At 71.7% G+C, this 26,795-nt stretch carries 27 protein-coding genes and 1 pseudogene; 5 read left to right on the top strand and 23 right to left on the bottom strand.

All coding sequences use genetic code 11. The features are described 5' to 3' along the window. Positions 1-210 precede the first annotated feature (210 nt). The 4 genes from ACWDRR_RS29305 (at position 211) to ACWDRR_RS29290 (ending at position 4,243) form a co-directional block, all read left to right on the top strand. Entirely contained in the window at positions 211-684 is a 474-nt protein-coding gene (locus ACWDRR_RS29305) for an Lrp/AsnC family transcriptional regulator (protein WP_030306695.1), read from the top strand. Then, complete coding sequence (locus ACWDRR_RS29300; RefSeq protein ID WP_329489787.1) at positions 681-2,075, top strand: aspartate aminotransferase family protein; 1,395 nt, start codon at positions 681-683, stop codon at positions 2,073-2,075. The genes ACWDRR_RS29305 and ACWDRR_RS29300 overlap by 4 nt, the downstream gene beginning before the upstream one ends. Before the next feature lie 212 nt (positions 2,076-2,287). After that, positions 2,288-3,064, top strand: coding sequence for an ABC transporter ATP-binding protein (locus tag ACWDRR_RS29295; protein WP_449775246.1), 777 nt, complete (start codon positions 2,288-2,290; stop codon positions 3,062-3,064). A gap of 27 nt (positions 3,065-3,091) precedes the next feature. Then, on the top strand, positions 3,092-4,243 hold the full coding sequence (locus tag ACWDRR_RS29290; RefSeq protein WP_449775245.1) for a hypothetical protein: 1,152 nt from the start codon (positions 3,092-3,094) through the stop codon (positions 4,241-4,243). A gap of 58 nt (positions 4,244-4,301) precedes the next feature. Here the strand turns inward: ACWDRR_RS29290 and rlmN are convergent, their stop codons facing one another. The 6 genes from rlmN to rpsB form a co-directional block, all read right to left on the bottom strand. Continuing rightward, positions 4,302-5,402 carry a 23S rRNA (adenine(2503)-C(2))-methyltransferase RlmN gene (rlmN, locus tag ACWDRR_RS29285; protein WP_449775244.1) on the bottom strand — a complete coding sequence of 367 codons (1,101 nt, stop codon included), beginning with the start codon at positions 5,400-5,402 and terminating at the stop codon, positions 4,302-4,304. Positions 5,403-5,547: 145 nt separating this feature from the next. Next, positions 5,548-6,690 carry a phosphatidate cytidylyltransferase gene (locus ACWDRR_RS29280; RefSeq protein ID WP_449775243.1) on the bottom strand — a complete coding sequence of 381 codons (1,143 nt, stop codon included), beginning with the start codon at positions 6,688-6,690 and terminating at the stop codon, positions 5,548-5,550. A 200-nt stretch (positions 6,691-6,890) separates the two neighbouring features. Further along, a complete protein-coding gene (frr, locus tag ACWDRR_RS29275; RefSeq protein WP_387889369.1) occupies positions 6,891-7,448 on the bottom strand; it encodes a ribosome recycling factor in 558 nt (185 codons plus the stop codon). Positions 7,449-7,567: 119 nt separating this feature from the next. Beyond that, on the bottom strand, positions 7,568-8,332 hold the full coding sequence (gene pyrH / locus ACWDRR_RS29270) for a UMP kinase (protein ID WP_329489781.1): 765 nt from the start codon (positions 8,330-8,332) through the stop codon (positions 7,568-7,570). Between the two features lie 262 nt (positions 8,333-8,594). Continuing rightward, positions 8,595-9,434 carry a translation elongation factor Ts gene (gene tsf, locus ACWDRR_RS29265; protein WP_449775242.1) on the bottom strand — a complete coding sequence of 280 codons (840 nt, stop codon included), beginning with the start codon at positions 9,432-9,434 and terminating at the stop codon, positions 8,595-8,597. Between the two features lie 129 nt (positions 9,435-9,563). Then, positions 9,564-10,454 carry a 30S ribosomal protein S2 gene (gene rpsB, locus ACWDRR_RS29260; RefSeq protein ID WP_449775241.1) on the bottom strand — a complete coding sequence of 297 codons (891 nt, stop codon included), beginning with the start codon at positions 10,452-10,454 and terminating at the stop codon, positions 9,564-9,566. 640 nt (positions 10,455-11,094) lie between these two features. Here rpsB and ACWDRR_RS29255 point away from each other — a divergent pair. Continuing rightward, complete coding sequence (locus tag ACWDRR_RS29255) at positions 11,095-11,895, top strand: M23 family metallopeptidase (RefSeq protein WP_449775240.1); 801 nt, start codon at positions 11,095-11,097, stop codon at positions 11,893-11,895. A gap of 12 nt (positions 11,896-11,907) precedes the next feature. On the opposite strand, the gene ACWDRR_RS29250 is transcribed toward ACWDRR_RS29255, so the two are convergent. The 17 genes and pseudogenes from ACWDRR_RS29250 to ACWDRR_RS29170 form a co-directional block, all read right to left on the bottom strand. Next, positions 11,908-12,480, bottom strand: a complete 573-nt coding sequence (locus tag ACWDRR_RS29250; RefSeq protein ID WP_449775261.1) for a TetR/AcrR family transcriptional regulator — start codon at positions 12,478-12,480, stop codon at positions 11,908-11,910. A 113-nt stretch (positions 12,481-12,593) separates the two neighbouring features. Further along, a pseudogene (whiG, locus tag ACWDRR_RS29245) lies at positions 12,594-13,448 on the bottom strand (RNA polymerase sigma factor WhiG); the annotation flags it as partial. A 551-nt stretch (positions 13,449-13,999) separates the two neighbouring features. Further along, positions 14,000-15,169: a DNA-processing protein DprA gene (gene dprA, locus ACWDRR_RS29240; protein ID WP_449775239.1), complete on the bottom strand. Its 1,170-nt coding sequence runs from the start codon at positions 15,167-15,169 to the stop codon at positions 14,000-14,002. 2 nt (positions 15,170-15,171) lie between these two features. Further along, complete coding sequence (locus tag ACWDRR_RS29235) at positions 15,172-16,893, bottom strand: YifB family Mg chelatase-like AAA ATPase (protein ID WP_449775238.1); 1,722 nt, start codon at positions 16,891-16,893, stop codon at positions 15,172-15,174. A gap of 1 nt (position 16,894) precedes the next feature. Then, positions 16,895-17,503 carry a YraN family protein gene (locus ACWDRR_RS29230; protein ID WP_449775237.1) on the bottom strand — a complete coding sequence of 203 codons (609 nt, stop codon included), beginning with the start codon at positions 17,501-17,503 and terminating at the stop codon, positions 16,895-16,897. A gap of 168 nt (positions 17,504-17,671) precedes the next feature. Continuing rightward, the gene (locus ACWDRR_RS29225) at positions 17,672-17,998 is read right to left on the bottom strand and encodes a DUF2469 domain-containing protein (protein WP_148642766.1); all 327 of its coding nucleotides are present in this window, start codon (positions 17,996-17,998) and stop codon (positions 17,672-17,674) included. A gap of 55 nt (positions 17,999-18,053) precedes the next feature. Beyond that, positions 18,054-18,527 carry an NUDIX domain-containing protein gene (locus ACWDRR_RS29220; RefSeq protein WP_449775236.1) on the bottom strand — a complete coding sequence of 158 codons (474 nt, stop codon included), beginning with the start codon at positions 18,525-18,527 and terminating at the stop codon, positions 18,054-18,056. Between the two features lie 190 nt (positions 18,528-18,717). After that, positions 18,718-19,461 (bottom strand): signal peptidase I, encoded by a 744-nt coding sequence (lepB, locus tag ACWDRR_RS29215; RefSeq protein ID WP_449775235.1) that lies wholly within the window; start codon positions 19,459-19,461, stop codon positions 18,718-18,720. Positions 19,462-19,618: 157 nt separating this feature from the next. Next, positions 19,619-20,623 (bottom strand): signal peptidase I, encoded by a 1,005-nt coding sequence (gene lepB, locus ACWDRR_RS29210; protein ID WP_449775260.1) that lies wholly within the window; start codon positions 20,621-20,623, stop codon positions 19,619-19,621. A gap of 246 nt (positions 20,624-20,869) precedes the next feature. After that, entirely contained in the window at positions 20,870-21,736 is an 867-nt protein-coding gene (gene lepB / locus ACWDRR_RS29205) for a signal peptidase I (RefSeq protein ID WP_449775234.1), read from the bottom strand. Positions 21,737-21,794: 58 nt separating this feature from the next. After that, positions 21,795-22,577, bottom strand: a complete 783-nt coding sequence (gene lepB / locus ACWDRR_RS29200; protein WP_449775233.1) for a signal peptidase I — start codon at positions 22,575-22,577, stop codon at positions 21,795-21,797. Positions 22,578-22,765: 188 nt separating this feature from the next. After that, positions 22,766-23,116 carry a 50S ribosomal protein L19 gene (gene rplS / locus ACWDRR_RS29195; protein ID WP_063347674.1) on the bottom strand — a complete coding sequence of 117 codons (351 nt, stop codon included), beginning with the start codon at positions 23,114-23,116 and terminating at the stop codon, positions 22,766-22,768. A gap of 153 nt (positions 23,117-23,269) precedes the next feature. Continuing rightward, entirely contained in the window at positions 23,270-24,088 is an 819-nt protein-coding gene (gene trmD / locus ACWDRR_RS29190; RefSeq protein ID WP_449775259.1) for a tRNA (guanosine(37)-N1)-methyltransferase TrmD, read from the bottom strand. Positions 24,089-24,213: 125 nt separating this feature from the next. Further along, positions 24,214-24,819 carry a ribosome maturation factor RimM gene (gene rimM, locus ACWDRR_RS29185; RefSeq protein ID WP_449775232.1) on the bottom strand — a complete coding sequence of 202 codons (606 nt, stop codon included), beginning with the start codon at positions 24,817-24,819 and terminating at the stop codon, positions 24,214-24,216. Between the two features lie 154 nt (positions 24,820-24,973). Further along, entirely contained in the window at positions 24,974-25,213 is a 240-nt protein-coding gene (locus tag ACWDRR_RS29180; protein WP_030306741.1) for an RNA-binding protein, read from the bottom strand. Positions 25,214-25,215: 2 nt separating this feature from the next. Then, a complete protein-coding gene (rpsP, locus tag ACWDRR_RS29175) occupies positions 25,216-25,644 on the bottom strand; it encodes a 30S ribosomal protein S16 (protein ID WP_360641223.1) in 429 nt (142 codons plus the stop codon). A 516-nt stretch (positions 25,645-26,160) separates the two neighbouring features. Further along, positions 26,161-26,739: a hypothetical protein gene (locus ACWDRR_RS29170; RefSeq protein WP_329489769.1), complete on the bottom strand. Its 579-nt coding sequence runs from the start codon at positions 26,737-26,739 to the stop codon at positions 26,161-26,163. Positions 26,740-26,795: the final 56 nt, after the last annotated feature.

The raw sequence follows: 26,795 nt of genomic DNA, 5'->3' as shown, positions 1-26,795 counted from the left end.
CGGGCCGGACACGGCGCGGTCCACTGTTCGGGGGAACGCGCGCTGCGCTGCGAAGCCGCGCGCGTACCGGACCAGGGTAGCCGTATGACTGCCGGTATCGACAGGACAACTCCCATGACGCGATGAAATCCGTACGTGATTTCCAAGATCACGACGAAATCAGCAGGTCCCGCGCTTGCGAACAGAGGAACGATCAGGCACAGTTGCGGCGTGGCCAACCGCGACCGGAACGCCAGCGTTCCCCTCGACGCCGCCTCCAAGGCGATCATCGAGCAGCTCCAGGAGGACGGGCGACGCCCGTACGCCGCCATCGGCAAGGCCGTCGGCCTGTCCGAGGCGGCCGTACGGCAGCGCGTCCAGAAGCTGCTCGACCAAGGCGTGATGCAGATCGTCGCCGTCACGGACCCGCTCACCGTCGGCTTCACCCGCCAGGCGATGGTCGGAATCCGGGTCGAGGGCGACATCGAACCCGTCGCCGACGCGTTGGCCGCCCTCGACGAGGTCGACTACGTCGTCTGCACCGCAGGCTCGTTCGATCTCCTGGCCGAACTGGTCTGCGAGGACGACGAGCACCTGCTCGAAATGATCAACAAGCGCATCCGCGCGCTTCCCGGCGTGCGGAGCACCGAGAGCTTCGTTTACCTGAAGCTCCGGAAACAGACCTACACCTGGGGCACCCGATGACAGCCGACCCGGCGCAGAAGGACCTTTCCAAGACCGCCTACGACCACCTGTGGATGCACTTCACCCGCATGTCGTCGTACGAGAACTCCCCCGTGCCGACGATCGCCAGGGGCGAGGGCACCTACATCTGGGACGACAAGGGCCGGAAGTACATCGACGGCCTCTCCGGCCTGTTCGTGGTGCAGGCCGGCCACGGCCGCGTCGAGCTCGCCGAGGCCGCCGCCAAGCAGGCCAAGGAGCTCGCCTTCTTCCCGGTGTGGAGCTACGCCCACCCGAAGGCCGTCGAGCTGGCCGAGCGCCTGGCCAACTACGCCCCGGGCGACCTGAACAAGGTGTTCTTCTCCACCGGTGGCGGCGAGGCCGTCGAGACCGCGTGGAAGCTTGCCAAGCAGTACTTCAAGCTGACCGGCAAGCCCACCAAGTACAAGGTCATCTCGCGCGCGGTCGCCTACCACGGCACCCCGCAGGGCGCCCTGTCCATCACCGGCCTGCCGGGCCTGAAGGCCCCGTTCGAGCCGCTGGTACCGGGCACCCACAAGGCGCCGAACACCAACATCTACCGCGCCCCGGCCTTCCTCGAAGGCCCCGACGGCACGGTCGACCCCGAGGCCTACGGCCGCTGGTGCGCCGACGAGATCGAGGTCGCGATCCTCAACGAGGGCGCCGAGACCGTCGCCGCCGTCTTCGTCGAGCCGGTCCAGAACGCCGGCGGCTGCTTCCCGCCGCCGCCCGGGTACTTCCAGCGCCTGCGCGAGATCTGCGACCGCCACGACGTGCTGCTGGTCTCGGACGAGGTCATCTGCGCCTTCGGCCGCCTGGGCACCATGTTCGGCGCCGACAAGTTCGGCTACCAGCCCGACATGATCACCTGCGCCAAGGGCATGACCTCGGGCTACTCCCCGATCGGCGCCACGATCATCTCGGACCGCCTGGCCGAGCCGTTCTACAAGGGTGACAACACCTTCCTGCACGGCTACACCTTCGGTGGCCACCCGGTCTCCTCCGCGGTGGCGCTGGCCAACCTCGACATCTTCGAGCGCGAGGGCCTGAACCAGCACGTGCTGGACAACGAGGCGAACTTCCTCGGCACCCTGAACAAGCTGCGCGACCTGCCGATCGTCGGCGACGTCCGCGGCAACGGGTACTTCTACGGCATCGAGCTCGTGAAGGACAAGGTCACCAAGGAGTCGTTCAACGACGACGAGGTCGAGCGCGTGCTCTACGGCTTCCTGTCGAAGGCCCTCTTCGACAACGGCCTGTACTGCCGTGCCGACGACCGTGGCGACCCGGTCGTCCAGCTGGCCCCGCCGCTGATCTCCGACCAGTCGACCTTCGACGAGATCGAGCAGATCCTGCGGACCAGCCTCACCGACGCGTGGGCCAAGATCTGACGACCTGATCTTTCTTCCCCACCCTCCGCCGAAGGGCGGTCCCGCTTCCCGCGGGGCCGCCCTTCGGTGTTTCCTGCACGATCCCTCCGACCAAACACGCCTGATTACGGGTGATTTGCCCCTGATGGGCCAGTGCGCCGCACCCGCACCCGGTCCCGATCGTTCTAATCTGACGACTGTCATATCCCTGCGGCCACCCAGGATGGAACCTCATGTCAGCGGCCCCGCCTGACAACGACGTGCTGTGGGCCCGGGGGATCGTCAAGTCCCATCACGGCACCCCCGCCCTGCGCGGTATCTCGCTCGGCGTCCGCGAGGGCGAGGTACTGGCCGTCACCGGCCCGCGCGGCTCCGGCAAGAGCACGCTGCTCGGCTGTCTCTCCGCCCTCATCCCGGTCGACGAGGGCGAGGTCTGGTTCAACAGCGCCCCCGTCCACACCCTCGGCCGGGCCGGCCGCGAGCGGCTGCGCCGCGACCGCTTCGGCTTCGTCGGCTCCGAACCGCACCTGGTGCCCGAGCTGACCGCCCGGGAGAACGTCGCCCTGCCCCTGCTGCTGGCCGGTGCCGGCAACAAGGCCGCGTACACCGCCGCCGCCGAGTGGCTGGAGCGGCTCGACATCGGCGACATCGCCCGGCTGCGGCCCGACCGGCTGCTCCAGAGCCAGCGCCAGCGGATCGCCGTCGCCCGCGCGCTGGCCCCACTGCCGCCGGTCGTCTTCGCCGACGACCCCACCGCCCCGCTGCACCGCGAGGCCGCCGAACAGGTCCTGCGGATACTGACCAGCGCGGCCCGCTCGCACCAGCTCACCCTCGTCCTGGCCACCCACGACCCCGAGCTCGTCCGGTACGCGGACCGCGCCGTCGCCCTGGTCGACGGACGGCTGGCCGCCCCCGCCGCCCCCGTCCCGCGCGGCACGCCCGGACCCGCCGGGGCCGCCGCCGCGCCGGGAGCCACCGGAGCGTCCGCCGTGTCGGCCACGCGCCGATGACGCCGCCCCGCCGCTGAAAGAGTCGACGTGTTCTATCTCCGTCTGGCCCGGGGCTACCGGGTGCCCGACCTCGGCCGCTGGCTGCTGACCGCGCTGGCCGGCGCGGTCGTCGCCGCCTTCCTGCTGCGAGCCCTCGGCCGGGCGATGAGCGACCCGGTGGGCGGCACCGACGCGGTCGCCCGCCTGCTCTGGTGCCTGCCGCCGCTGGCCGCGGTCGCCTGGTTCGCCGCCGTGGCCGCCCGCGCGGTGCCGGCCCGGCGCCCCGAGCGGATCGCCGGCCTCACCGCGGCCGGGGCCGGCTCCACCCGGATCCGGGCCATGATCGCCGGCGAGGTCGCGCTCGCCTGCACCCTCGGCTCCGCGCTGACCCTGCTGATCTTCCTGGTCCTGCGCAACGACATCGCCGGCCCCTCGCTCGCCCAGGAGGTCGGCATGGGTCTGCCGCTGCCGGCCGCCGCACCGGTCACCCTGATCGCGCTGGTCCCGATCACCGCCGGGATCGCGGCCGCCGGCGCCGTGCCGATCGCCGAGACCCTGCCCGGCGGGCGGCAGTCCGCGCCGACCGGCTTCGGCCCGCTGCGGATCGCCCTGCCGACCGGACTGGCCGTGATCGGCCTCGCCCTCGAACTCATCGCGCTGCGCCCGGGCGCCGCCGCCGACGGCCGCCCGATCCACCTGCCGGCCGGGCTCGGCAGCACCAGCACCGCCGCCCTCGGCGGCTGGGCCGCGAGCGCCGTCGGCCTCGCCCTGCTCACCGGGCCGCTGCTGTCCTGGACCGGGCTGCTGCTCGCCGTCGGCCGGCCGACCCCGCTGCGGCTGCTCGCCGGGCGGGGCCTGACCGCGCAGGCCCGCCGGCTCGGACCGCCGCTGGCCGTCCTGACCCTGGCGGTCGCGGTGGTCCTCACCACCATCCGCTACTGGACCGGGGCACCCGGCAGCGCCGACACCCTGCCCGCCGTCGAGGCCTGCCTGGTCCTGACCTGCGCGGCGGCCGCCGTGGCGGCCCGGCTGGCCGAACTCCGCACCGCCCGCCGGGACGTCGCCGGCGTGCTGCTGCGGATCGGTACCGCGCCCCGGCTGCTGTTCGGCGCGGTGGCCCTGCGGACCCTGGCGGTCGGCACCGTCCTGCTGGTCACCGGCGGGCTGACCGCCGCTCTCGCGGCGGCCGGCCTGCGCTGAACCGGCCCGCGCCGAACCGGACCGGGGCCCGCTGACGGGCCCCGGTCCTTCCGGTGCCTCAGCCCGCTGCGGCGAGCTGGCCGCAGGCGCCGTCGATCTCCTGGCCGCGGGTGTCGCGGACGGTGGTGGGCACGCCGTGCGCCTGCAGCCGGCGGACGAACTCGCGCTCGTCCTCGGGCCGGGAGGCCGTCCACTTGGAACCCGGCGTCGGGTTCAGCGGGATCAGGTTGACGTGCACCCGGTGGTTCTTGATCAGCCGGCCGAGCAGGTCCGCCCGCCACGCCTGGTCGTTGATGTCCTTGATCAGCGCGTACTCGATGGAGATCCGGCGACCGGACTTCTCGGCGTAGTTCCACGCCGCGTCGAGGACCTCGTCGACCTTCCAACGGGTGTTGACCGGCACCAGCTCGTCGCGCAGCTCGTCGTCCGGGGCGTGCAGCGACAGCGCCAGACGGCAGGAGAGGCCCTCGTCGGCGAGTCGGTTCATCGCCGGGACGAGGCCCACGGTGGAGACGGTGATGCCGCGCTGGGAGAGGCCGAAGCCCTCCGGCGCCGGGTCGGTGAGCCGCCGGATCGAGGCCAGCACCCGGTTGTAGTTCGCCAGCGGCTCGCCCATGCCCATGAAGACCACGTTGGAGAGACGGGCCTCGCCGCCCGGGATCTCGCCCGCCTTGAGCGCGCGCATCCCGGCCGCGATCTGCTCGACGATCTCGGCGGTGGAGAGGTTGCGGGTCAGCCCGGCCTGGCCGGTCGCGCAGAACGGGCAGTTCATGCCGCAGCCGGCCTGCGAGCTGATGCACATGGTGACCCGGTCCGGGTAGCGCATCAGCACGGACTCGACGAGCGTGCCGTCGAACAGCTTCCAGAGCGTCTTGCGGGTGGTGTCGTCGTCGCACGAGACGTGCCGCACCACCGACATCAGCTCGGGGAGCAGGCTCTCGGTGAGCTTCTCCCGGCTGGCGGCGGGGATGTCCGTCCAGCTCGCCGGGTCGTTCGACATCCGGCCGAAGTAGTGGTTGGAGAGCTGCTTCGCGCGGAACGGCTGCTCGCCCAGCTCGGCGACGGCCTCCTTGCGCTCGGCGGGGCTCAGGTCGGCGAGGTGTCGCGGGGGCTTGGCGCCACGCGGCGCGACAAAGGTGAGTTCTCCGGGCTTAGGCATGGTTCATCCAGTGTCGCAGACGTTCGGACCTCGGCAGACGGCGAAGGGCCCCGGACGCCTGGCGTCCGGGGCCCTCACTCACCGTCGCGGTCCGGCCGGCCGTCGCGGCCCGGTCCTCACGGCTCCGAGCGCGCGGCGCGGGCGGTCAGCTGCCGACGAAGGCCGCCAGCAGCAGCCACACCACGGGGGCGGTCGGCAGGAGCGAGTCCAGCCGGTCCATGATGCCGCCGTGGCCGGGAAGCAGCGTGCCCATGTCCTTGATGCCGAGGTCGCGCTTGATCATCGACTCGCCCAGGTCGCCCAGGGTCGCGACGACCGCCGCGCAGCCGCCCAGGATCAGGCCCTGCCACCAGCTGCCGTCGTCGATGATCAGCTGCATCAGCAGTGCGCCCGCCAGCATCGACAGGCCGATGCCGCCGGCCAGGCCCTCACGGGTCTTACCGGGGCTGATCGTCGGGGCCAGCTTGTTCTTCCCGAACTTGTAGCCCACCGCGTAGGCGCCGGTGTCGCTGCAGACGGTGACGATCAGGAACAGCACGATCCGCTGCGGGCCGTCGTCCGCCGCCAGCATCATCGCCACGAAGGTGGCCAGGAACGGCACGTAGAAGGCGGTGAAGATCCCCGCCGTTATGTCGCGCAGGTAGTTCTCCGGCGGCTCGGCCATCCGCCAGACCATCACCGCCAGCCCGGTCAGCGCCAGCGAGGCCGCCGCCCACTGGACCCCGGCCCAGTAACCGGTGGCGATCATCGCGATGCCGCCCGCGACCAGCGGGACCAGCGGCGCCTTGATCTCCTTGCGCTCGGCCAGTCGGCTGGTCAGCTCCCAGATCCCGACCGACACGGCCGCCATCACCACGAACAGGAACAGCGCCTTCACCACGAACAGCGAGGCGATGATCACCGCGCCGAGGCCGACGCCCACGCCTATCGCGGCCTGGAGGTTGCGACCGCCGCGCTGCTTGCGCGGCTGCGGCTGCGGGTCGGGCTGGGCCACGGGTGTCTCCTGCCCTGGGTGGGACAACGGCACAGGGTGGGGCTGCCCGGCCGCCGGGTGGCTCTGCGGAGGCGCGGGGTACGCCGGGACCCCCGGGTACGGCGGACCGCCGCGGCCGGGGGTGGGGGTGGGGGCGACGTCGTCGGTGATCGCGCGCAGCACGACCGTCTCCGCCGCACCCGGCACCGCCGTCCGGGGCTGCTCGTCCCGGAACAGCGGGCCGCTCAGCCGCCCGGCCTCCCGGGTCGGCCCCTCGGCGGGGTCGGGCCCTGGGTCGGCCGGTACGGGGGGCATGACCTGAGTCTCCTCCGCGTCACCGCCCCAGTACACCGGAGGCTGCTGCGAGTGACCCGTTCGGTGGCCGGGGTCACCCGCAGCGCCCGGTGCGGCCGGCTGCGGCGCGTGCGCGGGCCGGTACGGGGGGTGCGGCTGGTACTGCTGGTACTGCTGGTCGGATGGGCCCCAGTAGCCAGGGGCGTCAGGGGCGTCGTTCATCAGACTTCGAGCAGCTCGGCTTCCTTGTGCTTCAGCAGCTCGTCGACGGCGGCCACGTACTTGGCCGTGGTGTCGTCGAGCTCCTTCTCCGCGCGGCGGCCGTCGTCCTCGCCGATCTCGCCGTCCTTGACCAGCTTGTCGATGGCGTCCTTGGCCTTGCGGCGCACGGAGCGGATCGAGACCTTGGCGTCCTCGCCCTTGCCGCGGGCGACCTTGATGTACTCGCGGCGGCGCTCCTCGGTGAGCTCGGGAAGCACCACCCGGATGATGGACCCGTCGTTGGACGGGTTGACACCGAGGTCGGAGTCGCGGATCGCCTGCTCGATGGCCTTCAGCGCGGTCTTGTCGAACGGCGCGACGACCGCCATCCGCGGCTCCGGCACGGAGAAGGAGGCCAGCTGGTTGATCGGCGTCACGGCACCGTAGTACTCGGCCACGATCTTGGCGAACATCGCCGGGTGCGCACGGCCGGTCCGGATGGCGGCGAAGTCGTTCTTGGCGACCTCGACAGCCTTCTCCATCTTCTCCTCGGCCTCGAGGAGGGTCTCTTCGATCACTGTGTACTCCCTGTCCGGTTCATCTGCTGTTGTCCCGACCGGTGTCGGCCTCGAAGCCGGTCGCGGTGTGGCGGCCGCCGAACACGGTGCCGGCGCCGTCCCGTACGGCTGATTGCTGCTCAGGCCCGGACAGAATCCTGGCTGATGAGTGTGCCGATCTTCTCACTCTTCACCGCACGCGCGATATTGCCCTCCGCCAGCAGCTCGAAGACGAGCATCGGGAGGTTGTTGTCCTTGCACAGCGTGATCGCGGTGAGGTCGGCGACCTTGAGATCGCGCGCGATGACCTCGGAGTACTCCAGCGCGTCGAACTTGACCGCGTCCGGGTTGGTCCGGGGGTCGGAGTCGTAGACGCCGTCCACGCCGTTCTTGCCCATCAGCAGCACGTCCGCGTGGATCTCCAGCGCGCGCTGGACGGCCGTGGTGTCGGTGGAGAAGTAGGGCATGCCCATACCCGCACCGAAGATCACCACACGGCCCTTCTCCAGGTGCCGGACGGCGCGCAGCGGCAGGTACGGCTCGGCGACCTGGCCCATGGTGATCGCGGTCTGGACCCGGGTCTCGATGCCCTCCTTGACCAGGAAGTCCTGCAGCGCCAGGCAGTTCATCACGGTGCCGAGCATGCCCATGTAGTCGGAGCGGGCCCGGTCCATGCCGCGCACCTGCAGCTCGGCGCCGCGGAAGAAGTTGCCACCACCGATGACCACCGCGACCTCGGTACCGGCACGGACGACCGTGGCGATCTCACGGGCGATCGCGTGCACGACGTCCGGGTCGACGCCGAGCCCGCCACCACCGGCGAATGCCTCACCGGACAGCTTCAGCAGCACCCGGCGGGGCGAGCCGGCCTGGGGGTCCTGTGCGGTCTCCTGCGTCTCCTGCATGGACTTCTCCTTCTACACCTACTGGTTCACAGGCGCGGGTGTGCGGATCCCCGACCTGCGCGTACACGCGAGGAGGCCACTGCCGCGGGAACCGGTACGGTGTCCTGCACGGCAATGGCCTCCTCGTCGTTCATGGTGCCGACGCGGCCCGCCCATAGACGGATGACGCTGGGTGAGCCCGTTCGGCGCGTCCCTCCCGCCCTGGTCAGCGGGCGGGGGCGGTTCCCAGCCTAAGCGTGCCGGGAGTCCGGTGGAACGTGGCTCAGGCGCCGACGCGGAAGCGGGCGAAGCGCTTGAGGGCGACGCCGTTCTCCTCGAGAACCTTGGCGACGCTCTTCTTGTTGTCCTTGGCGAAGGCCTGCTCCAGGACGGAGTTCTCCTTCACGAAGCCGGTGACGCGACCCTCGACGATCTTCGGCAGGGCGGCCTCCGGCTTGCCCTCCTCGCGAGCGGTGGCCTCGGCGACGCGGCGCTCGTTCTCGAGCTCCTCGGCCGGGATCTCCTCGCGGGAGAGGTACTTCGGCGCGAAGGCGGCGATGTGCTGCGCGACGTCCTTGGCGACCTCGGCGTTCTCCTTGTCCAGCTCGACCAGGACGCCGACGGCCGGCGGCAGGTCGGGGCTGGTCTTGTGCAGGTAGACCGCGACGAAGCCGTCACCGGAGAACTGGGCGAAGCGACGGAAGACGATCTTCTCGCCCAGGGTCGCGTTGGCCTCGTCCACGAACTGCTGGACGGTCTTGCCGGCCTCGATCTCGGAGGCCAGCGCGGCCTCCAGGTCGGCCGGGGCGGTGGCGGCGACGTGGGCGGCGATCGCGTCGGCGACCTTGACGAAGTTGTCACCCTTGGCGACGAAGTCGGTCTCGCAGTTCAGCTCGACCAGAACGCCGGACTTCTTGTCCTCGGCGATCAGCGCGGCGACGGCGCCGTTGGAGGCGTCACGGCCCTCGCGCTTGGCGACGCCCTTCTGGCCCTTGATGCGCAGGAGCTCGACGGCCTTGTCGACGTTGCCCTCGGCCTCGTCCAGAGCCTTCTTGCAGTCCATCATGCCGGCGCCGGTGAGCTCACGGAGCTTCTTGACGTCCGCGGCGGTGAAGTTCGCCATGGTGTGAATCTCTTCTCGCGTCTCGCGTGTCTGCGTGGAGTTGCGCCGGAGCCGATGGTTCGGCTCCGGCGCGGGAGAGAGGGGCACCTACCGGTGTCGTACCGGCGGGTGCCCCTCACCCTTGGTACGTCAGGCCTGCTCGGCCGGAGCCTCGTCAGCGGCCGGAGCCTCGGCGACCGGGGCCTCGGCGGCGGGGGCCTCGACCTCGGCGGCAGCCTCGGCGGCGGGGGCCTCCTCAGCCTTCTTCTCGCCCTCGAGGATGTCCTTCTCCCAGTCGGCCAGCGGCTGGTCGGCACCCGGCTCGACCTTGGCGTCGCCCTTGGCGACACCCGCGCGGGACTTCAGGCCCTCGGCGACGGCGTCGGCGATCACACGGGTCAGCAGGGTGACGGAGCGGATCGCGTCGTCATTGCCCGGGATCTTGTAGTCGACCTCGTCGGGGTCGCAGTTGGTGTCGAGGATGGCGACGACCGGGATGTTGAGCTTCCGGGCCTCGCCGACCGCGATGTGCTCCTTCTTGGTGTCCACGATCCAGACAGCGCTGGGAACGCGCTGCATGTCGCGGATACCACCGAGGGTCTTCTCCAGCTTGTCGTGCTCGCGCTGGAGGACCAGGAGCTCCTTCTTGGTGAGGCCGGAGCCGGCCACGTCCGAGAAGTCCAGCTCGCCGAGCTCCTTGAGGCGCTGCAGACGCTTGTAGACGGTCGAGAAGTTGGTCAGCATGCCGCCGAGCCAGCGCTGGTTCACGTAGGGCATGCCCACGCGGGTGGCCTGCTCGGCGATGGCCTCCTGGGCCTGCTTCTTCGTGCCGACGAAGAGGACGCTGCCGCCGTGGGCAACGGTCTCCTTGATGAACTCGAAGGCGCGGTCGATGTAGTTCAGCGACTGCAGGAGGTCGATGATGTAGATGCCGTTGCGCTCGGTGATGATGAAGCGCTTCATCTTCGGGTTCCAGCGGCGGGTCTGGTGACCGAAGTGGACGCCGCTCTCCAGCAGCTCCCGCATCGTGACGACGGCCATAGCCGTACTCCTAAGGTGTTGCGCCCGGCTCCCGCGCAGTCGACGTCGTGGATCGCGCGGTGGCGCTCCCCGCTCGGCGTCTGCGTACGGCCGGGTCAGGCTCGGTTTTGTCCGTGGCAGCCAGGTGACAGCCACGCCTGACGCCCCGAACGTGCCGAGCCGCTTCGGCCCGAGCGGTCCCAGGACCGGTTCGGGCTCGGCGGACCGAGCGGCACTCGCACCAGGCGGGGGCGGCGGCTGAGCCGCATCCGTCCACCGGTGGCGGGGCGTGCGAAGTCGACCCGGCGGACCGGGTCGCGTGTGAAGTGTACGGGAAGCGCCGAGCAGCGGGCGACTCCACAGGGACCGGAGCTCGGCTGGGAGGCGGGTGGGACGGCCGGTGGGGCGGTCGGTGAGTGGTCGGCGGGGTGGTCGGCGGGGTGCTCGGTGAGTGGTCGGCGGGGTGCTCCGCGGGGCGGCTGATGGGGCGGGGTGGTGAAGGTGCTCCGGGCCGCGGCGCCGGGCTCACGGAGCGACGGCGGCAGCCCCGCCCGGGGCGCGTCACCCGTTGGAGGGACGGCGGCTGTCCACAGGGGGCGGTTATCCACAGAAATCGGGACGGGGATGGTCGGACCCGCGTGCTGCGGGGAGCCTCGGCGGCATGACAACTGCCCTCGGTGCCGTCACCCGGTCAACTTCCTCCGGCCCCTCTCGTCCCTTCGCCGGTACAGCGGCCGGGGCGTCGCGCGACGGCGGGGGCCGGCTCGTCGCGCTGGCGCTGCCCCCGCCGCTCGGGCCCGGGCCCGGGCGCAACCATCGGCTGCTACTGCTCGCCCTGCTGGCGGTGACGGCCCTCCTGCTGACCGTCCTGCCGGGGCCGGTGGGCCACGCCGCGGAGGTCACGGGGGCGGCGGGGGCTGTTGGAGGCCCGCGTGACGCCGCCGGCGGTGGGGTCGGAAGCACGGACGGCACCGGTACCGGCGCCGATACGGGTGTTGGCGCCGGTGTTGGCGCCGGTGTTGGCGCCGGGCCCGGGAGGGTCTGGCCGGTGGGCGGTCCGGGTGGGCTGATCAAGCGGTTCGAGGCACCGGCCAAGCCGTGGGCCGCCGGGCATCGGGGCGTGGATCTCGCCGCCGTCGGCGGCTCGGACGTCCGGTCGGCGGCCCCCGGGGTGGTCACGTTCTCCGGCCTGGTGGCGGGCCGACCGGTGGTCACCGTCACGCACCCGGCCTCCGGCACCCCACCGCTGCGGACCACCTATCTGCCCGTCACCGGGATCATCGCCGCAGGCACCGGCGTCACGGCCGGTGAGGTGATCGGGCGGCTAGCCCCGGGTGCCACCCACTGCGCGGGCCGCGACTGCCTGCACTGGGGGCTGCTGCGAGGTGACCGGTACCTCGATCCCCTCGCGCTGTTCGGCGCCGGTGCGGCCCGGCTGCTCCCGCTCGGGCGGGGGCGGTGAGACCGCCCCGGGTCAGCTCCCGCCCAGGCCGTGCAGGGCGAGCGCGACAGCGGCGTCCGCGATCACGTCCGGGCTCTCGGCCGGGCCGCCGGCGGCCCGCTGCTCGGCCTGCCGGACAGCGGCTTCCACGATCCCCTGGAGCAGGCCGGCCGCCAGCCGCGGCTGCTCGTGACCGAGGTCCTGGAGGGCCTGGACCACCAGGCCGACGAGCTTGCCGTGCGCGGCCCGGATCCGTTCCCGGGCCGCCTCGTCGAGTTCCAGCGCCGAGATCGCCGCCACCGCCCGGTGCCGAGGATCCCCGGCCAGCGCGAGCTGGCCCCGGACATAGGCCTCGATCCGGGCCGCCGCGGTGTCGCAGCTCTCCATCCCGGCCTCGATCTCGGCCGCCCAGAGCGGGAAGTCGACCTCGCAGAGCAGCTCGACCACGGCGGCGCGGGAACGGAAGTACTCGTAGACCGAGGAGCGCGCCAACCCGGTGCGCGCCGCGAGCGCGGGGAAGGTCAGGGCATCCATTCCCCCCTCGGTGAGCAGGCTGCGGGCAGCATCGAGGAGGGCTGCGCGCTGCAGCTGTCGGTGCTCGGCCAGAGTGGCCGCTCGGATCTTCGGCACTGTCCCACTGTACGGAGCCCTACACGCCACCGATACGGCGCCGCGCATGACAGGGACGCGGCGGGGCGCCGAGGGGCCGCAGAAGGGGGCTACCGGATGTCCGACAGCTTGGCTCGCAACTGCAGCACCGACTTGGTGTGGATCTGGCTGACCCGGCTCTCCGTCACCCCCAGCACCTGTCCGATCTCCGCGAGGGTGAGGCCCTCGTAGTAGTAGAGCGTCACGACGGTCTTCTCCCGCTCGGGCAGGGTGTTGATCGCCTGTGCCAGCAGCCTGCGCAGCTCCCGGTCCTCGGCCACCTCCACGGGGTTGTCCGCGCCGCGGTCCTCCAGGGTGTCGCCCAGGCTCGGCCGGTCGCCGCCCTCGCCCACCGGGTGGAGCAGCTCGTCCAGCGCCACCACGTTGGCGAGGGAGAGCTGGCTGAAGATCGCGTGCAGGTCCTCGATCGCGATGCCCATCTCGGCCGCGACCTCCGGTTCGTGCGGAGTGCGGCGCAGCCGGGCCTCCAGCGTCGCGTACGTCCGCTCGACCGCCTTAGCCTTCTGCCGCACCGAGCGCGGGATCCAGTCCAGCGCCCGCAGCTCGTCGATGATCGCGCCGCGGATCCGGCTGATGGCGTAGGTCTCGAACTTGATGGCCCGATCGATGTCGAACTTCTCGATCGCGTCGATCAGCCCGAAGACACCCGAGGAGACGAAGTCGGCCTGCTCGACGTTGGAGGGCAATCCGACCCCGACCCGGCCCGCCACGTATTTGACGAGTGGTGAGTAGTGCAGGATCAGCTGCTCCCGCAGCCGCTGGTCACCCGTCTCCTTGTAGGAGCGCCAGAGCGCTTCCAGTGCTGTGCGTTCATGGCCGCCGGGCTCCCGCCGGGGCGCCGGTGTCTCGACGGGCGCGGGCGCCGGGACCTTCCCCTTGCCCTCGCCCTGGACCGGTCCGGGGACACCCGGCGCTTCGGGGGTGGCGGGAGCTTCTGGGGTGGCGGGTCCGGCGGCCGTCTCGGGCGCACCGGCTGCTTCGGTCGTACCGGCGTCTTCGGGCGTACCGGCTTCTTCGGAGGGATCAGGTGTGCCGGGCTCGTCCGGCCGACCGGCGTACGCGCCGGTGTGCGCCGGTCGGCCACCCTGCCGGGCCAGGGCCCCCATCGCACCCGTCGCCTTGGGCGGGAACTCGGTCACGGGGCGCCGCTCGGTCCGCGGCCCTCCCGAGGACCGGGCGCCACCGGTCACTCTGTGTCCGGGAATGTGTGTGGGCATGCGTTGGTCTGCGCCGTTCTGCCGAGTCATGTGCTGATAGGGAAGGCATGGCGAGCGTAGCGTGACCGACTCACTGCAATGTGCTACCGCCACTCGGTCGTCCCCCGATCCGGTGGCGTTCGTGTCGTCGCAGCCCCGCGCCGGGGGGTGAACGCCTTGGCCACCGACCCACCTCGCCGTCACCCGCCGGCCTCCACATCCCGGGCGCGCCCCGATTCGTCCTGATCCGCCCCGTCCGGTCACCTGCCCCGCACCAACCGCCAGTGGGCACCGTGCCGCTCCACGAAACCGAGCGACCCCAACTCGTAGAGGCGCTGGAGCACTTCGTCCGGCGGGAGCCCCGACTGCCGGGCCAAGCGCTCCACCGGCGCGCCCTCCGCCGTGGCCGGCACGGCCTCCAGCACTCGCGCCACGACCGGCTCCAGGAGGTCCCTCGGCAGCACCGGCCCGCTGCGCTGCGGCGCGAGATCGTCACCGATCGCCCCGATCAGTTCGGCCACCTCGGCCGCGTCGGTGACCAGCGTGGCGCCGCCGCGGATCAGGGCGTGCACCCCGGCGGAGAGCTCCGACGTCACCGGTCCGGCGACACCCATCGTGTGCCGGTTGAGGTCACGGGCCCGTCTGGCCGTGCTCAGCGCCCCGCTGCGCAACGCCGCCTCGACCACCACCGTGCCTCGGGTGAGTGCCGCGATCACGCGATTGCGCAGCACGAACCGGAACCGGTTCGGGTGCTCCCCCGGTGGGAGCTCGCTCAGCAGCAGCCCCTGGGAGGCGATCCGGCGGATCAGCTGCGCGTTGCCCCTCGGGTAGGCCACGTCGACCCCGCAGGCGAGGACCCCGATGCTCATCCCCCCGACGGCCAGCGCGCCCCGATGGGCGGAGGCATCGATCCCGTACGCCGCCCCGGAAACCACCACCCACCCCCGTTCGGCCAGTTGCGCCGACAGCTCCCCCGCGACGTGCGCGCCGTAGGCCGTGCAGGCCCGCGCGCCGACGACCGCGACCGAGCGAAGAGCGAGCAGCCGCAGCGAACCCGTCCCGACCACCCAGAGCCCGAGCGGTCTGCCGTCCCCCAGGTCGTCCAGTTGGCTCGGCCATTCCGTGTCGCCCGGAATGATGAAGCGTCCACCGGCGCTTCGTACTCGTTCCAGATCGGCGACGGGATCGACGCCGGCGAGCCTGGCCCGGTAGGCGGCGAGCCGGTCCGCGTCCAGGCCCGGGTGGTCGGGGACGGTACCGTCCCGGATCGCCCGGACGACGTCGACGGCGGCGAGCTGGGTGAGCCACCGGCCCAGGACGGCGTCGCCGGGTTCGCTGAGTCTGCTCAACGCCGCCCTGGCTCGGCGCTCGGGCCCGGTCTCCTGGCCCGCTTCGGAGGGGTGCTGAGGGTGGTTCATCGTCTGGTTCACGATCAGATCTCCTTGTCGCTCGGCCGCTGGTCGGATGTCGCGTCGGGTGGACCGGCCCGGAGCAGCCGGTCCCTCTTCGGCCCGGTCTCCGGCACCGGTCCACTGCCGAGCCGGCCGGACGAACGCTCGACCAACGGCAGCCCCTGTTCGACACCGGTGCGGAGCACGAGCGCCGTCCGCACGTCCCGCTGCTCCGGGCGGTCGCGGCCGGCGAGATCCGCGACCGTCCAGGCGACCCGGAGCACCCGGTCCAGGCCGCGGGCGGTCAGCAGGCCGCGCTCCAGCTGTCGCGCGGCGTCGTTCAGCGCACTGGGCCCGAGCTGCCAGCGCGTTCGCAGCTCATGGCCGGGCACCTCGGCGTTGGTCCGCCACGGTGTGTGTGCCAGCCGGGCCGCCGCACGCTCCCGCGCGGCCAGCACCCGGGCCGCGACGGTCGCGGTGTTCTCCGCCGTGGTGTCCCGCTCCATCAGCTCGATCCTGGTCACCGGGGCGACCTGGACCTGGAGGTCGACCCGGTCGAGCAGCGGCCCGGACAGGCGCCCCTGGTACCGGCTGACCATCGCCGGAGTGCATTCGCACCCCTCGCCCCGCCGCGAGTACCGCCCGCAAGGGCAGGGATTCGCGGCCAGGCAGAGCAGGAATCTGGCCGGCAGCCGGAGCGATCCGGCCGACCGGGCGATCACCACCTCACCCGATTCGAGCGGCTGACGCAGCGCGTCGAGCACCCTGACCGGAAACTCCGGAGCCTCGTCCAGGAACAGCACGCCCCGGTGGGCCAAGGAGACCGCACCCGGTCTGGGCAGGCCGCTACCGCCGCCGACGATCGCCGGCATGGTGGTGGAGTGGTGCGGGGCGCAGTACGGCGCGCAGCCGATCAGCGGCCGACCGGCCGGGAGCAGCCCGGCCACGGAGTGCACGGCGGTGACCTCCAGGGCCTCCTTCTGGGTGAGCGGCGGCAGCAGTGCCGGCAATCGCTCCGCCAGCATCGTCTTGCCCGCACCCGGTGGGCCCTTCAGATACAGGTGGTGACCACCTGCGGCGGCGATCTCCAGTGCGCGCCGGGCCTCGTACTGGCCGGCCACGTCGGCCAGGTCGAGCCGGGCGGCTCTGTCGTCGGGCAGTCCGCGCACCCCTGCGGTGGGGAGCATCAGCCCGGCCATCAGAGGGTCCGGGCGGCCGCTGATCGGGTCGGGCGGCTCGTCCGGTTCGGGGGCGCCGGTGAGCACGGCGACGAGCTGACGCAGGCTGCGCACGCCGATGACGGTGACACCCGGGACGAGCGAGGCCTCGGCGGCGGTCTGCTCGGCCACCACGACCCGCTGGTAGCCGGCGTCGGCGGCGGCCAGCACCGACGGCAGGATGCCCCGTACCGGGCGCACCCGCCCGTCGAGCCCGAGCTCGCCGATGATCAGCAGGTCCGCGATGGCCGATGGATCCAGCCGCTCGGCGGCGGCGAGGACGGCGCAGGCCACCGCGAGGTCGAAGCCGCTGCCGCTCTTGGGCACCGAGGCGGGGCTGAGCCCGACGGTGAGCTTGCGCTGGGGCCAGACCTCACCGCTGTTCACCAGGGCCGCGCGCACCCGGTCGCGGGCCTCGGAGAGGGCTTTGTCGGGCAGGCCGACCAGGGTGAACGCGGCGACTCCCGGCTCCAGATCGGCCTGGACCTCGACGATCACGCCGTCGACGCCGACCAGGGCCACGGAACAGGTACGGGCGAAGGCCATCTCAGACCACCCCCCGCAGGTGGTCCACCGAGGCGGCGCCCCTGGCCCGGTTGATGACGGCCACGAGGTCGATCCGAACGCCGCCGGGCGGCACGGGCGGCCACTGCGGATCCGCCGGCGCGGGCTGGTACCCCGGGCCGGCCAGCCGGGCGAAGTGGCCCGGCCAGCGCTCGGCCACCCAGCGCTCCGCCAGCCGCTGGAGCCGGGCGGCCTTGGCCCGGTCGATGGCCTCGCTCGGCTGCTGGAAACCCCGCTCGGAGCGGGTCTTCACCTCACAGACCGCCAGGGTGTCGCCGTCGAGGGCGACGATGTCCAGCTCGCCATCGACGCAGCGCCAGTTGCGGTCCAGGATCCTGAGCCCGCTCTCGGCGAGCCGGCGGGCGGCGACCCGCTCCCCGTAGCGGCCGAGGCCGTTGTTCGTGCCGCGCCCCGGCGGCGCCTGCTCGGGAGCGGCCCGCTCCGAGCGCGGCGGCACCGGCCCCTCGTCGATCCCGGGCAGCTCGGCCGGGTGCTGATCCGGCGGCCGTGCCGCCCTGCGCCGGGCCTGCCCACCCGGTCGGGCCTTCGCCGTCTCGCTCTGCCTGCGCGTGGTGCGCTTGGTGTCCTGCACGGTGACCACCTCCGCCGCGGAGGTTGCCGTGCGGCCCGGGGCAGGGCCAGAGGCTTGCTATTTCCTGTGGATAACCCGGGCCTGTGGATAACTTCTGTCACCCGCAGGGGTGAGAATCCAGGAAAAGTCGAAATTCCCCTGGACACCGCAGGACCGAGCGGTCCAACGTCAGTTCCCGAACCCGGAGTCGTCCGAGGGCAGCTCCAGATCGCTCTTCGCGAGCTCCTCGATGTTCACGTCCTTGAAGGTCAGCACCCGGACCTTACGGACGAACCGGGCCGGCCGGTACATGTCCCAGACCCACGCATCCGCCATCGACACCTCGAAGAAGACCTCCCCCTGGACCGAGTGCACCTGCAGCTCGTAGTCGTTGGTGAGGTAGAAGCGTCGCTCGGTTTCAATCACGTACTTGAACAGGCCGACGACGTCCCGGTACTCCCGGTAGAGCTTGAGCTCCATCTCGGTCTCGTACTTCTCGAGATCTTCGGCACTCATCCAGGCGTCCCCTCAACTTGTCACGTCCACCCATTGTGGACCACCGCACTCACCCTCAGAGCCTTACCGGCGTGACCGGCGGCCCCTCGGCCAACAGTCGCCCCAGGAAGTCCGCCAGCCCGACCGGATAGATCGTTTCGGCGGTCTCCCTCAGTTCCTCGACCGTCCACCAGCGCGCCGCGAGCAATTGAGCGTGTTCGTCCTGGCCCATCCTCGAATGATCGAGCACCGTCTCCACGGTCCGGGCCAGGTGGAACCACTGTTCCTGCTCGTAGTGCTGCTCTCGAAAGGAGAACGAAGCCGTGCCGTACGCAACCACGGGCCCCAGCTCCACTCCCCGAAGCCCGGTCTCCTCGCCGAGCTCGCGCACCGCGGCCTCGCGAATGCCCTCCCCCGGCTCCAGGCCTCCCCCGGGGGTGAACCACCAGGTGACGTCCGGCACCGCCGGGTCCGAACCCCGGAAGAGGAGCAGGCGGTCCCGCGCGTCGAGCAGCAGGATCCGCGAAGCCTTGCGGTGCTTGGCCGTCATCGCCGCCCTCCCCCGTTCCCTCGTCCGTCCGGCCGACTCCCCCGATCCTGCCACCCGGCAGGACCGTCCGGGGCGATGTTCGGCAGAGCGATCGGGCCACGGACAGCGCCGGTCGCGGCGGCGTCGGCTTCGGCTCGCGCTGAGGCTGCGACGTGGGCTGCGGCTGAGCCCGTCGAGGCAGCGGCAGCGGTCAAGCGGCGCGGCGGCGCCCCAGCCGACGGACCGCGCCGGCCACGCCACCCACCGCGCAGGTCACCACGATCAGCGCCGCGCCTACAACGGTGGTGTAGAAGGCCGGCTCCAACGGTCCCGACCCGCCGGCCTTGGGCCCGCCGAGTGCGTCGAAGGCCGTGGTGCGAGCGAACAGGCCCGTCCGGCCGAAGGGCAGGACGGTGGCCTCCACCCGGGCCTCGACCTCGGTGGCGGGGATGGTGCCGCCGTCGATCTCCAGGTGGAGGCGGGAGTCGAGCGACCCCTGCCGGTTGTCCCCCAGCAGGAAGAGCCGGCCGGGAGGCACCTCCACGCTGAACGCGCTCCCCTGCGCGCCCTGCGCCGCCAGGTACGGTTCGTCCACCGGCTTGCCGTTGACGGTCAGCCGGGGGTCGTCCCCGGTGGTCGCCACGGTGTCGCCGCCGACCGCGACCACCCGCTTGACCATGAGCTGCCCGCCCCAGGCCTGGTCGCGGAAGACCACGACGTCGCCCCGGCCGACGGCCTTGCCGTCGATCTGCCGGGCCACGACGGTGTCCCCGACCTTGAGCGTCGGGGTCATCGAGCCCGTCGGAATGCCGTACGGCCGGTAGTCCAGCGCCATGACCACGAAGCCACCGATCAGCAGGGCCAGGCCGAGCCCGATCAACACGCCCTGCAGCACGGCGGAGGCCTTCCGCCGCGGCCGCGCGGGCGCAGGCGGGCGGCCTGCCGTCTCTGTCACGACACTGCTCATCGAAACCATCCACCCCTGCCCGACCCGGAACCGCTCATGGCACGCCGGGGCCACAGGCGGAAAACCCGGCGGGCCGTGGCACGTCCGAGCAGATTACTCGTCGGTACCACGGCCCGCGCAAGACCCGGGGGCGACCCGGTGGTGGTCAGGCCTGCGTCTCGCGCTCCGACCGGTCCCGCAAGCGGCGAACCAGCGGAAGCAGGCCGACAGCGCCGACCGCCCCGGCCGCCGGCGGCACGAACGGCACGGCCGCCGCCAGCCCCTTCTGGTCGAAGGTCGCCGGCACCGGCAGCGTCGACCAGTGGTTGATCGGCCACGCCACCACGAAGGCTCGGCCGATGACGTCGTCCACGGGGACGGTGCCCCCACCCGGCTGGTCCATGTGGAACCGGGAGTCCAGCGAGTCCGCGCGATGGTCACCCATCACCCAGATCCGGCCGTCCGGCACCTTCACCGGGCCGAAGGGCTTCGTCCCGCAAGGGGTGTTGCCGGGGTAGACGTAGGGCTCGTCGAGAGCGATCCCGTTGACCTTGACCGGCCCCTCGCCCTCGCACTCGACGGTGTCCCCGCCGACCGCGATGACCCGCTTGATCAGGTCCTTCTCGTTCTCGGAGGGCATCAGACCGACGAAGCTGAGCACGTCCTGAACACCCCGGACGAAGGAGTTGCTGCTCTGCTTGGTCGGCTCGTCCGCCAGCCAACCGCCCGGGTCGTGGAACACCACGACCTCGCCACGCTCGGGCTCGGCCCCGAACCACGGGGTCAACTTGTCCACGAGGACGCGGTCGCCGACCTGAAGCGTGTTCTGCATCGACTCCGACGGAATGGAGAACGCCTGGACGAAGAAAGTCTTGATCACCAGAGCCAGGACCAGCGCGATACCGATCAGAATCGGCAGCTCTTTCCAGAACGAGCGCGGCTTGTGCTCCTTGCCGGTGGCCTTCTCGTCCGACTCGCCCTCGGAGCTCACCTCGTCGCGAAAGGCGTCAGAGGCGTCGTCCGCACCACTGCCCTGCTCATCGGCGGACTGGGCCGCCGCATCCTCCGCGGAACTCGAAGACACTGCGGACTCCGTGGACCGTTCCGCCCGATGACCAGAGCCCTCGGGCTCTCCGGCGCCTGAGCGGGCACCGATCACCAAATCCCCCACAACGTCTCCTCCCAGCTGTGCGGACGCCTGCGCGTCCGCGCTCACAGTGCCGCACAGCGGGCACTACCTCCACCATCGACCGTGCCACGGCCCCAGGGCCGCCCTCCTGGGGGACACCTGACACCGGCACGGTCTCCGGACGCGGCCGTTGTCGCGTACCGGCCGCACCAGCACTTCTCTATCACTCCCAGGCATCCGGCTCGCGCTCCCACGCGCGCTACCCGGCCGCCCGGCGGTCGGCCGGGCCTACTCCGGGGGCCGCCCCGACCGTCGGCCGACGAGCGGAAGGATGCCCAACACACCCATAACGAGCGGAGGTTCCTCCGGAAGCGGCCCAACACCCATCGAGTCCGGCCCAGTTCCAGGGGCATTCCGGGCCCGCGCCAGCGAGGAGAGTGAACCCGGCGCATCAAGTTGATGAACCCGGCCGACCGGCCAGGCGATGACGAACGCCCGACCCACCACACCACTCAGCGGGATGGTGCCCTGGCCCGGATTCCCCATGTGGAAGCGGGAGTCGGCGGACACGTCCCGGTGGTCACCCATGACCCAGAGCCGCCCCTGCGGCACCTTCACCTTGAAGGGCTGGCGGGACGGCGGGTTGCCCGGTGCCAGGTAAGGCTCGTCCACCGCCGTGCCGTTGACGCTCAGACGGCCCTGCTCGTCGCAGCACTCAACGGTGTCCCCGCCGACACCGATCACCCGCTTGATCAGATCCTGCTCGCTGTCGGACGGCAGCAGCCCGACGAAGGTGAGGACTTGCTTGGTCCCACGAAGCACCGGACCGTCCGTGGACGGCTTGTGGTCGGCCTCCAGCCAACCACCCGGGTCCTTGAAGACCACCACGTCGCCGCGCTCCGGTTCGGCGCCGAACCAGGGGGTGAGCTTGTCCACCAGCACCCGGTCACCGATCTGGATGGTCTGCTCCATCGAACCGGATGGAATGACGAAGACCTGCACCATGAAGGTCTTCATCACCAGTGCCACCAACAGCGCCACCAGGACGATCAGCGGAATCTCGTGCAGGAGGGAGCGCTTGCGGCGGCGGGCGGCCCGGCGGGCGGTGCGACGGCGGTCGGCCCGACCGCGTGCGGGCGCCGAGGCCTCCGGCACGGTTGCTCCCGCCGGTTCCTCCAAGGGCCCGGCCGCCGGTCGGTCGACCAGTCGGCCCCTACCTCTGGTCCCCATGGCCACCGGTCCCCCCTACTGCGGCGAAGGCCGCCGACCGGTCCAGGCCGGCCCAATGGCCGACCGGGTAGACCACCCACTCCGCCCGTCCGATCACCTTGTTCTCGGGCACGAAGCCGCCACCGGGCTCACCCAGGTGGTCCCGCGAGTCACGGGAGGCGCTGCGGTGGTCGCCCATGACCCAGAGCTTGCCGGCCGGCACCACCACGTCGAAGGCCACGTTCGACGGCTCGTCCCCCGGCGCGAGGTAGGAGGACTCGTCGATCGGCACACCGTTGACGGTGATCCGCCCGCCCGGTCCGGTGCTGGTCACCCGGTCCCCGCCGACGCCGATGACGCGCTTGACGTAGACCGAGTCGCCGGCCGGTGCCAGTCCGAGGTCCCGGCCGAGCGAGCGCAGCGCCCCCGAGAATCCGGCCGGCTCGGCCGGTCCACGCCGAAAGGAGCCCGTCCCGTCGAAGACCACGACATCGCCGCGCCGCGGATGCCCCCCGAAGGAGTAGGCCAGCTGGTTCGCGATCAGGCGGTCGCCCGGGCGCAGGCTGTTCTCCATCGACCCCGACGGCACCGCGAAGGGCCGTGCCACGAAGGCGTTCACCAGGAGCAGGGCGAGCAGGCAGACACCCACCAGCAGAAGGAGCTCACGCGAACGCGAACGAGGCGATGCCCCGGACTCCTCCACTGAGTCGTCGCCCTCATCGTGCGCGGCCCCCCGGGCCGTTCCCCCGGGCGCCTCGGCGGCCGACCGGGTGCCCGGCTCACCCACCGGTTCCGCAACGGGCGCGGCCGCGGAAACGACCGCGGACCGCGACGGCGAGTCCGCACCGGTGGGTGCGGGACAGCCGTCGCGGTCCGCGGATGGTTCGTGCGTGCTCATCGGGGGCTGAGCTTACCGTGCGGCAGCCGCGCCCCCTAGAGCGCTCCGATCCCCCGGCAGTACCGGGAGCCGGTGGATCAGCGGTCGCGCTTCTCCTTGATCTTCGCGGCCTTGCCGCGGAGGTCACGCAGGTAGTACAGCTTGGCGCGGCGAACCGCACCGCGGGTCACGACCTCGATCTTCTCGACGACCGGGGTGTGCACCGGGAAGGTGCGCTCCACGCCGACGTTGAAGCTGACCTTGCGAACGGTGAAGGTCTCGCCGACACCGGCGCCGTGGCGGCGGATGACGACGCCCTGGAAGACCTGGACACGAGAGCGGTTGCCCTCGATGACCCGGACGTGGACCTTCAGGGTGTCACCGGCGCGGAAGGCCGGAATGTCGCTACGCAGCGAGGCCGCGTCGACAGCAGCGAGCTTGTTGCTCATGTTGCTCTCCATCGCAGGCGCCACGGGCCGCCCACGGAAGTCGTCACAATGGGGTTCGCTGCGGGCCGCATCGGTTGGCGATGATCCCCCCGTGGCGGGGGCACCGGACCACGTGACCCCTACGAGAGGGGCCCAGCGACAGACAGCAGCGACCTATTCTTCCACACCATCGACCAGAGACCGAAATCGGCCGAGCCGCTCGTCCCAGGCCAGGCCGAGAATGCTCAGCGCCTCGCGCTCCTTCTTGTCGAAGCTGCCGTACTGCCAGCGCTCGACCAGATCGGGCCGGTTCGCCAGGGTCCGGGCGAAGGCCTGCTCGCGCCGCCAGCGGGCGATCCGACCGTGGTTGCCGCTGAGCAGCACGTCCGGGACGCTCCGGCCACGCCACTCGGCGGGCTTGGTGTAGACCGGGCCCTCCAGCAGGTCGGCCATGGCACCGGGCGCGAAGGAGTCGTCCCGGTGGGACTCGGCGTTGCCGAGCACCCCGGGCAGCAGCCGGGCGATCGCCTCGACCATCACCAGGACGGCGACCTCGCCGCCGGCCAGGACGTAGTCGCCGATCGACACCTCGACCACCGGCATCCGGGTGGCCGCCTCCTCGATCACCCGCCGGTCGATGCCCTCGTACCGGGCGGGGGTGAAGGTGAGCCACGGACGCCCGGCGAGCTCCTGGGCGAGCTCCTGGGTGAACGGGCGCCCGCTCGGGGTGGGCACCACCAGCGTGGGCACCTCCCCCTCGGGGCCCCGGCTCAGCACGCCGTCCAGCGCCTCGCCCCACGGCTCGGGCTTCATCACCATGCCGGGTCCGCCGCCGTACGGGCTGTCGTCCACCGTCCGGTGGATGTCGTACGTCCACTCACGCAGGTCGTGGACGTGCACGTCGAGCTGGCCGCGGGCGCGGGCCTTGCCGACCAGGGAGATGTTCAGCGGCTCCAGGTACTCGGGGAAGATCGTGACGACGTCGATCCGCATCCCGTCCTGGACACCGTGCTCCGCGGAGCGCCCCTGCACCACGGGCTGCTGTACGGCGGACCGCTCCTGCAGCACGGACCGCTCCTGCACGACGGGCGACTCCTGCGGAGACAGCTCCTCGGCGGTCACTCCGACTCCTCCGGCTCCGTCGACGAGCCCGACTCGTCCGCCTCGCCCGACTCATCCGAAGCATCCGACTCGCCGCGCACGATCTCGGCCTGCTCGGGGTCGATCAGGCCGCCCGGCGGGTCGATCACGACGCGCTGGTTCTCCAGGTCGATGGTCGGCACGATGCGGGTGACGAACGGCACCAGCACCTCCGTCCCGTCGGGCTTCTCCACCGTGAGCAGGTCCTGGTACGGGAGGTGGACGACCTCGGTGAGCTCACCGACCGGGGTGCCGTCGAGCAGGACCACGTCCAGGCCGATCAGCTGGTGGTCGTAGTACTCCTCCGGGTCCTCGGGGCTCTCCTCCGGGTCGACCTCGGCGATCAGGATCGTGCCGCGCAGCGCCTCCGCGTCGTTGCGGTCCTTGACGCCGGCGAAACGCAGCAGCAGCCGACCGCTGTGCACCTTGCCGGACTCGACGGTCAGCGGTCCGGCCGACGCGGGGTCGGTGAGCAGGACGGCACCGGGGCCGAGCCGGAGCTCCGGCTCGTCGGTGCGGACCTCGACGCTGACGTCCCCCCTGATGCCGTGGGCGCGGCCGATCTTGCCGACGACGAGCTGCACGGTGATCGTTCTCCTGGATGGGTGCTGGTTGCTGGGTACTGGGTGCTGATGCTCGGCAGCAGGGCCGAGAAGGCGGACCGGAACAGCGAAAGGCCGGCCGGGACGACATGCGTCCCGGCCGGCCTCAAGCCTGACGGCTGAACGAGCAGCAGCGTCAGCGAATGCTGTCCACGTCGACCAGGTCGACCCGGACGTTGCGACCGCCGAGGGCGCCGACCACGGTGCGCAGTGCGCGCGCCGTGCGGCCGCCCCGGCCGATCACCTTGCCGAGGTCATCGGGGTGCACACGCACCTCGATGGTGTTACCCCGACGCAGGTTGCGCGAACGCACCTGCACCTCGTCGGGGTGCTCGACGATGCCCTTCACCAGGTGGTCGAGGGCGTCCTCGATCACGATCAGGCCTCGGCGGCGGCGTCGGCGTCAGCCTCGGCCTTGTCCGACTTCTTGGCCTTCGGGGTGATGGCAACACCGGTGGTGGCGTCCTCGAAGCCGGCGACGGCCTTCGCGAACAGGTGCGAGAAGTCCTCGACCTTGGGCTCGGCGACCAGCAGGGGCGCCGGGGCCGGCAGGCCCTTGAACTTCTGCCAGTCGCCGGTCAGCTTGAGGATGGCCAGCACGGGCTCGGTCGGCTGGGCGCCGACGGACAGCCAGTACTGGGCGCGCTCGCCGTCGACCTCGATCTTCGAGGGGTTGTAGGTCGGCTGGTAGATGCCGATCTCCTCGATCGCGCGACCGTCACGCTTGGTGCGGGCGTCGGCGACGACGATGCGGTAGTGCGGGGAGCGAATCTTGCCGAGACGCTTGAGCTTGATCTTGACTGCCACGGGAGTGGATTCTCCTGGTGTTGACGTGGGTGAGCGGCCGCACCGTCGCGTGGGGTTGCGAGGCTGGCCGTTCAAGGGACACGCCAGCCGTAGGAGAGAGGGGTCCTGCTCGGCTGCCGAGTACTCAGCTGTCCATTCTGCCATACCGGCGCGAACCGCCTTGACGCCACCTGCGCGGCCCACCCCCGGCCGACCGCGCATCGGACAGCCCGGAGCACCCGAAAAGCCCGGAGCGCCCGACAGGCCAGGGCACCCGGAGCACCCGAAAAGCCCGGAGCGCCCGACGGGCCGGGGCACCCGGAGCACCCCGAGCTCTCGAAGGACAAGCTCCGGAAGGACCCGGTCCGACCCGGAGGGAACCGGTCCGACCGGGAGCCCCCGCTCCCGGTCAGCCCAACACATCGAAGATGTCGATCAGGGCTGCCGATCGGTCGTACCGATCAGCCCCGCCGACCAAGGCCGTCGATCGCTCCGGCCGGACGCACTGCCCGCACAGTCGCCGGCCGGCTCCCCACGCTACGCGATCTTGAACGGCTGCTGGCAGGCACCGCAGACGATGGACGCCTGCGCGAGCACCGACGGCACGACCCGGACGTTCCGCCCGCACCCGCAGACCGCCTTGACCCGGACGCCGCCCCCGGAGGAACCGTGCCGGGCGGCCGGGCCGCGGAAGGCGCGCGACACACCGTCGCCGGCCACCGCCTCCTGGTGGGCGCCGAGGGCGCGGTCCAGGCGTTCGATGGTCTCGGCGTACCGCTCCTGGGTCTCCTTGAGCATGGTCACCTGGGAGAAGCCGCTGCTCGCATGCGGCTCCACCGGGTGCGCCAGGCCCAGCTCGGAGGCCAGGAGCAGGAAGCGCCGGTTGTGGTAGCGGCCGGCCCGCGAGGTGTCCCGGATGTCCCGGGCCGCGGCCAGACCGTGGGCAGCCTCGTGGAGGAGCCGCTCGAAACCGAGCCGCGTGCCACAGGCCGAGGAGGATTCGCCGATCAACGCCTCGGGCGAGGCGAGGTCGGGGAGATCCTGATGGAAGGCCTGGATGTCACTCCAGGCGGCGGCCAGTTCGGCCGCGAGAACGAGGGGCTGTGTCGTGCTCACGCTAGACCAACGACGGAGTGCGAGCCGATGTTCCGCGTGTTCCCGTTCGCCTGGAA

Source organism: Kitasatospora sp. NPDC003701, from assembly GCF_053587085.1.
The sequence above is the reverse complement of the archived record's forward strand: the minus strand, read 5'-3'. Positions and strand labels throughout refer to the sequence as shown.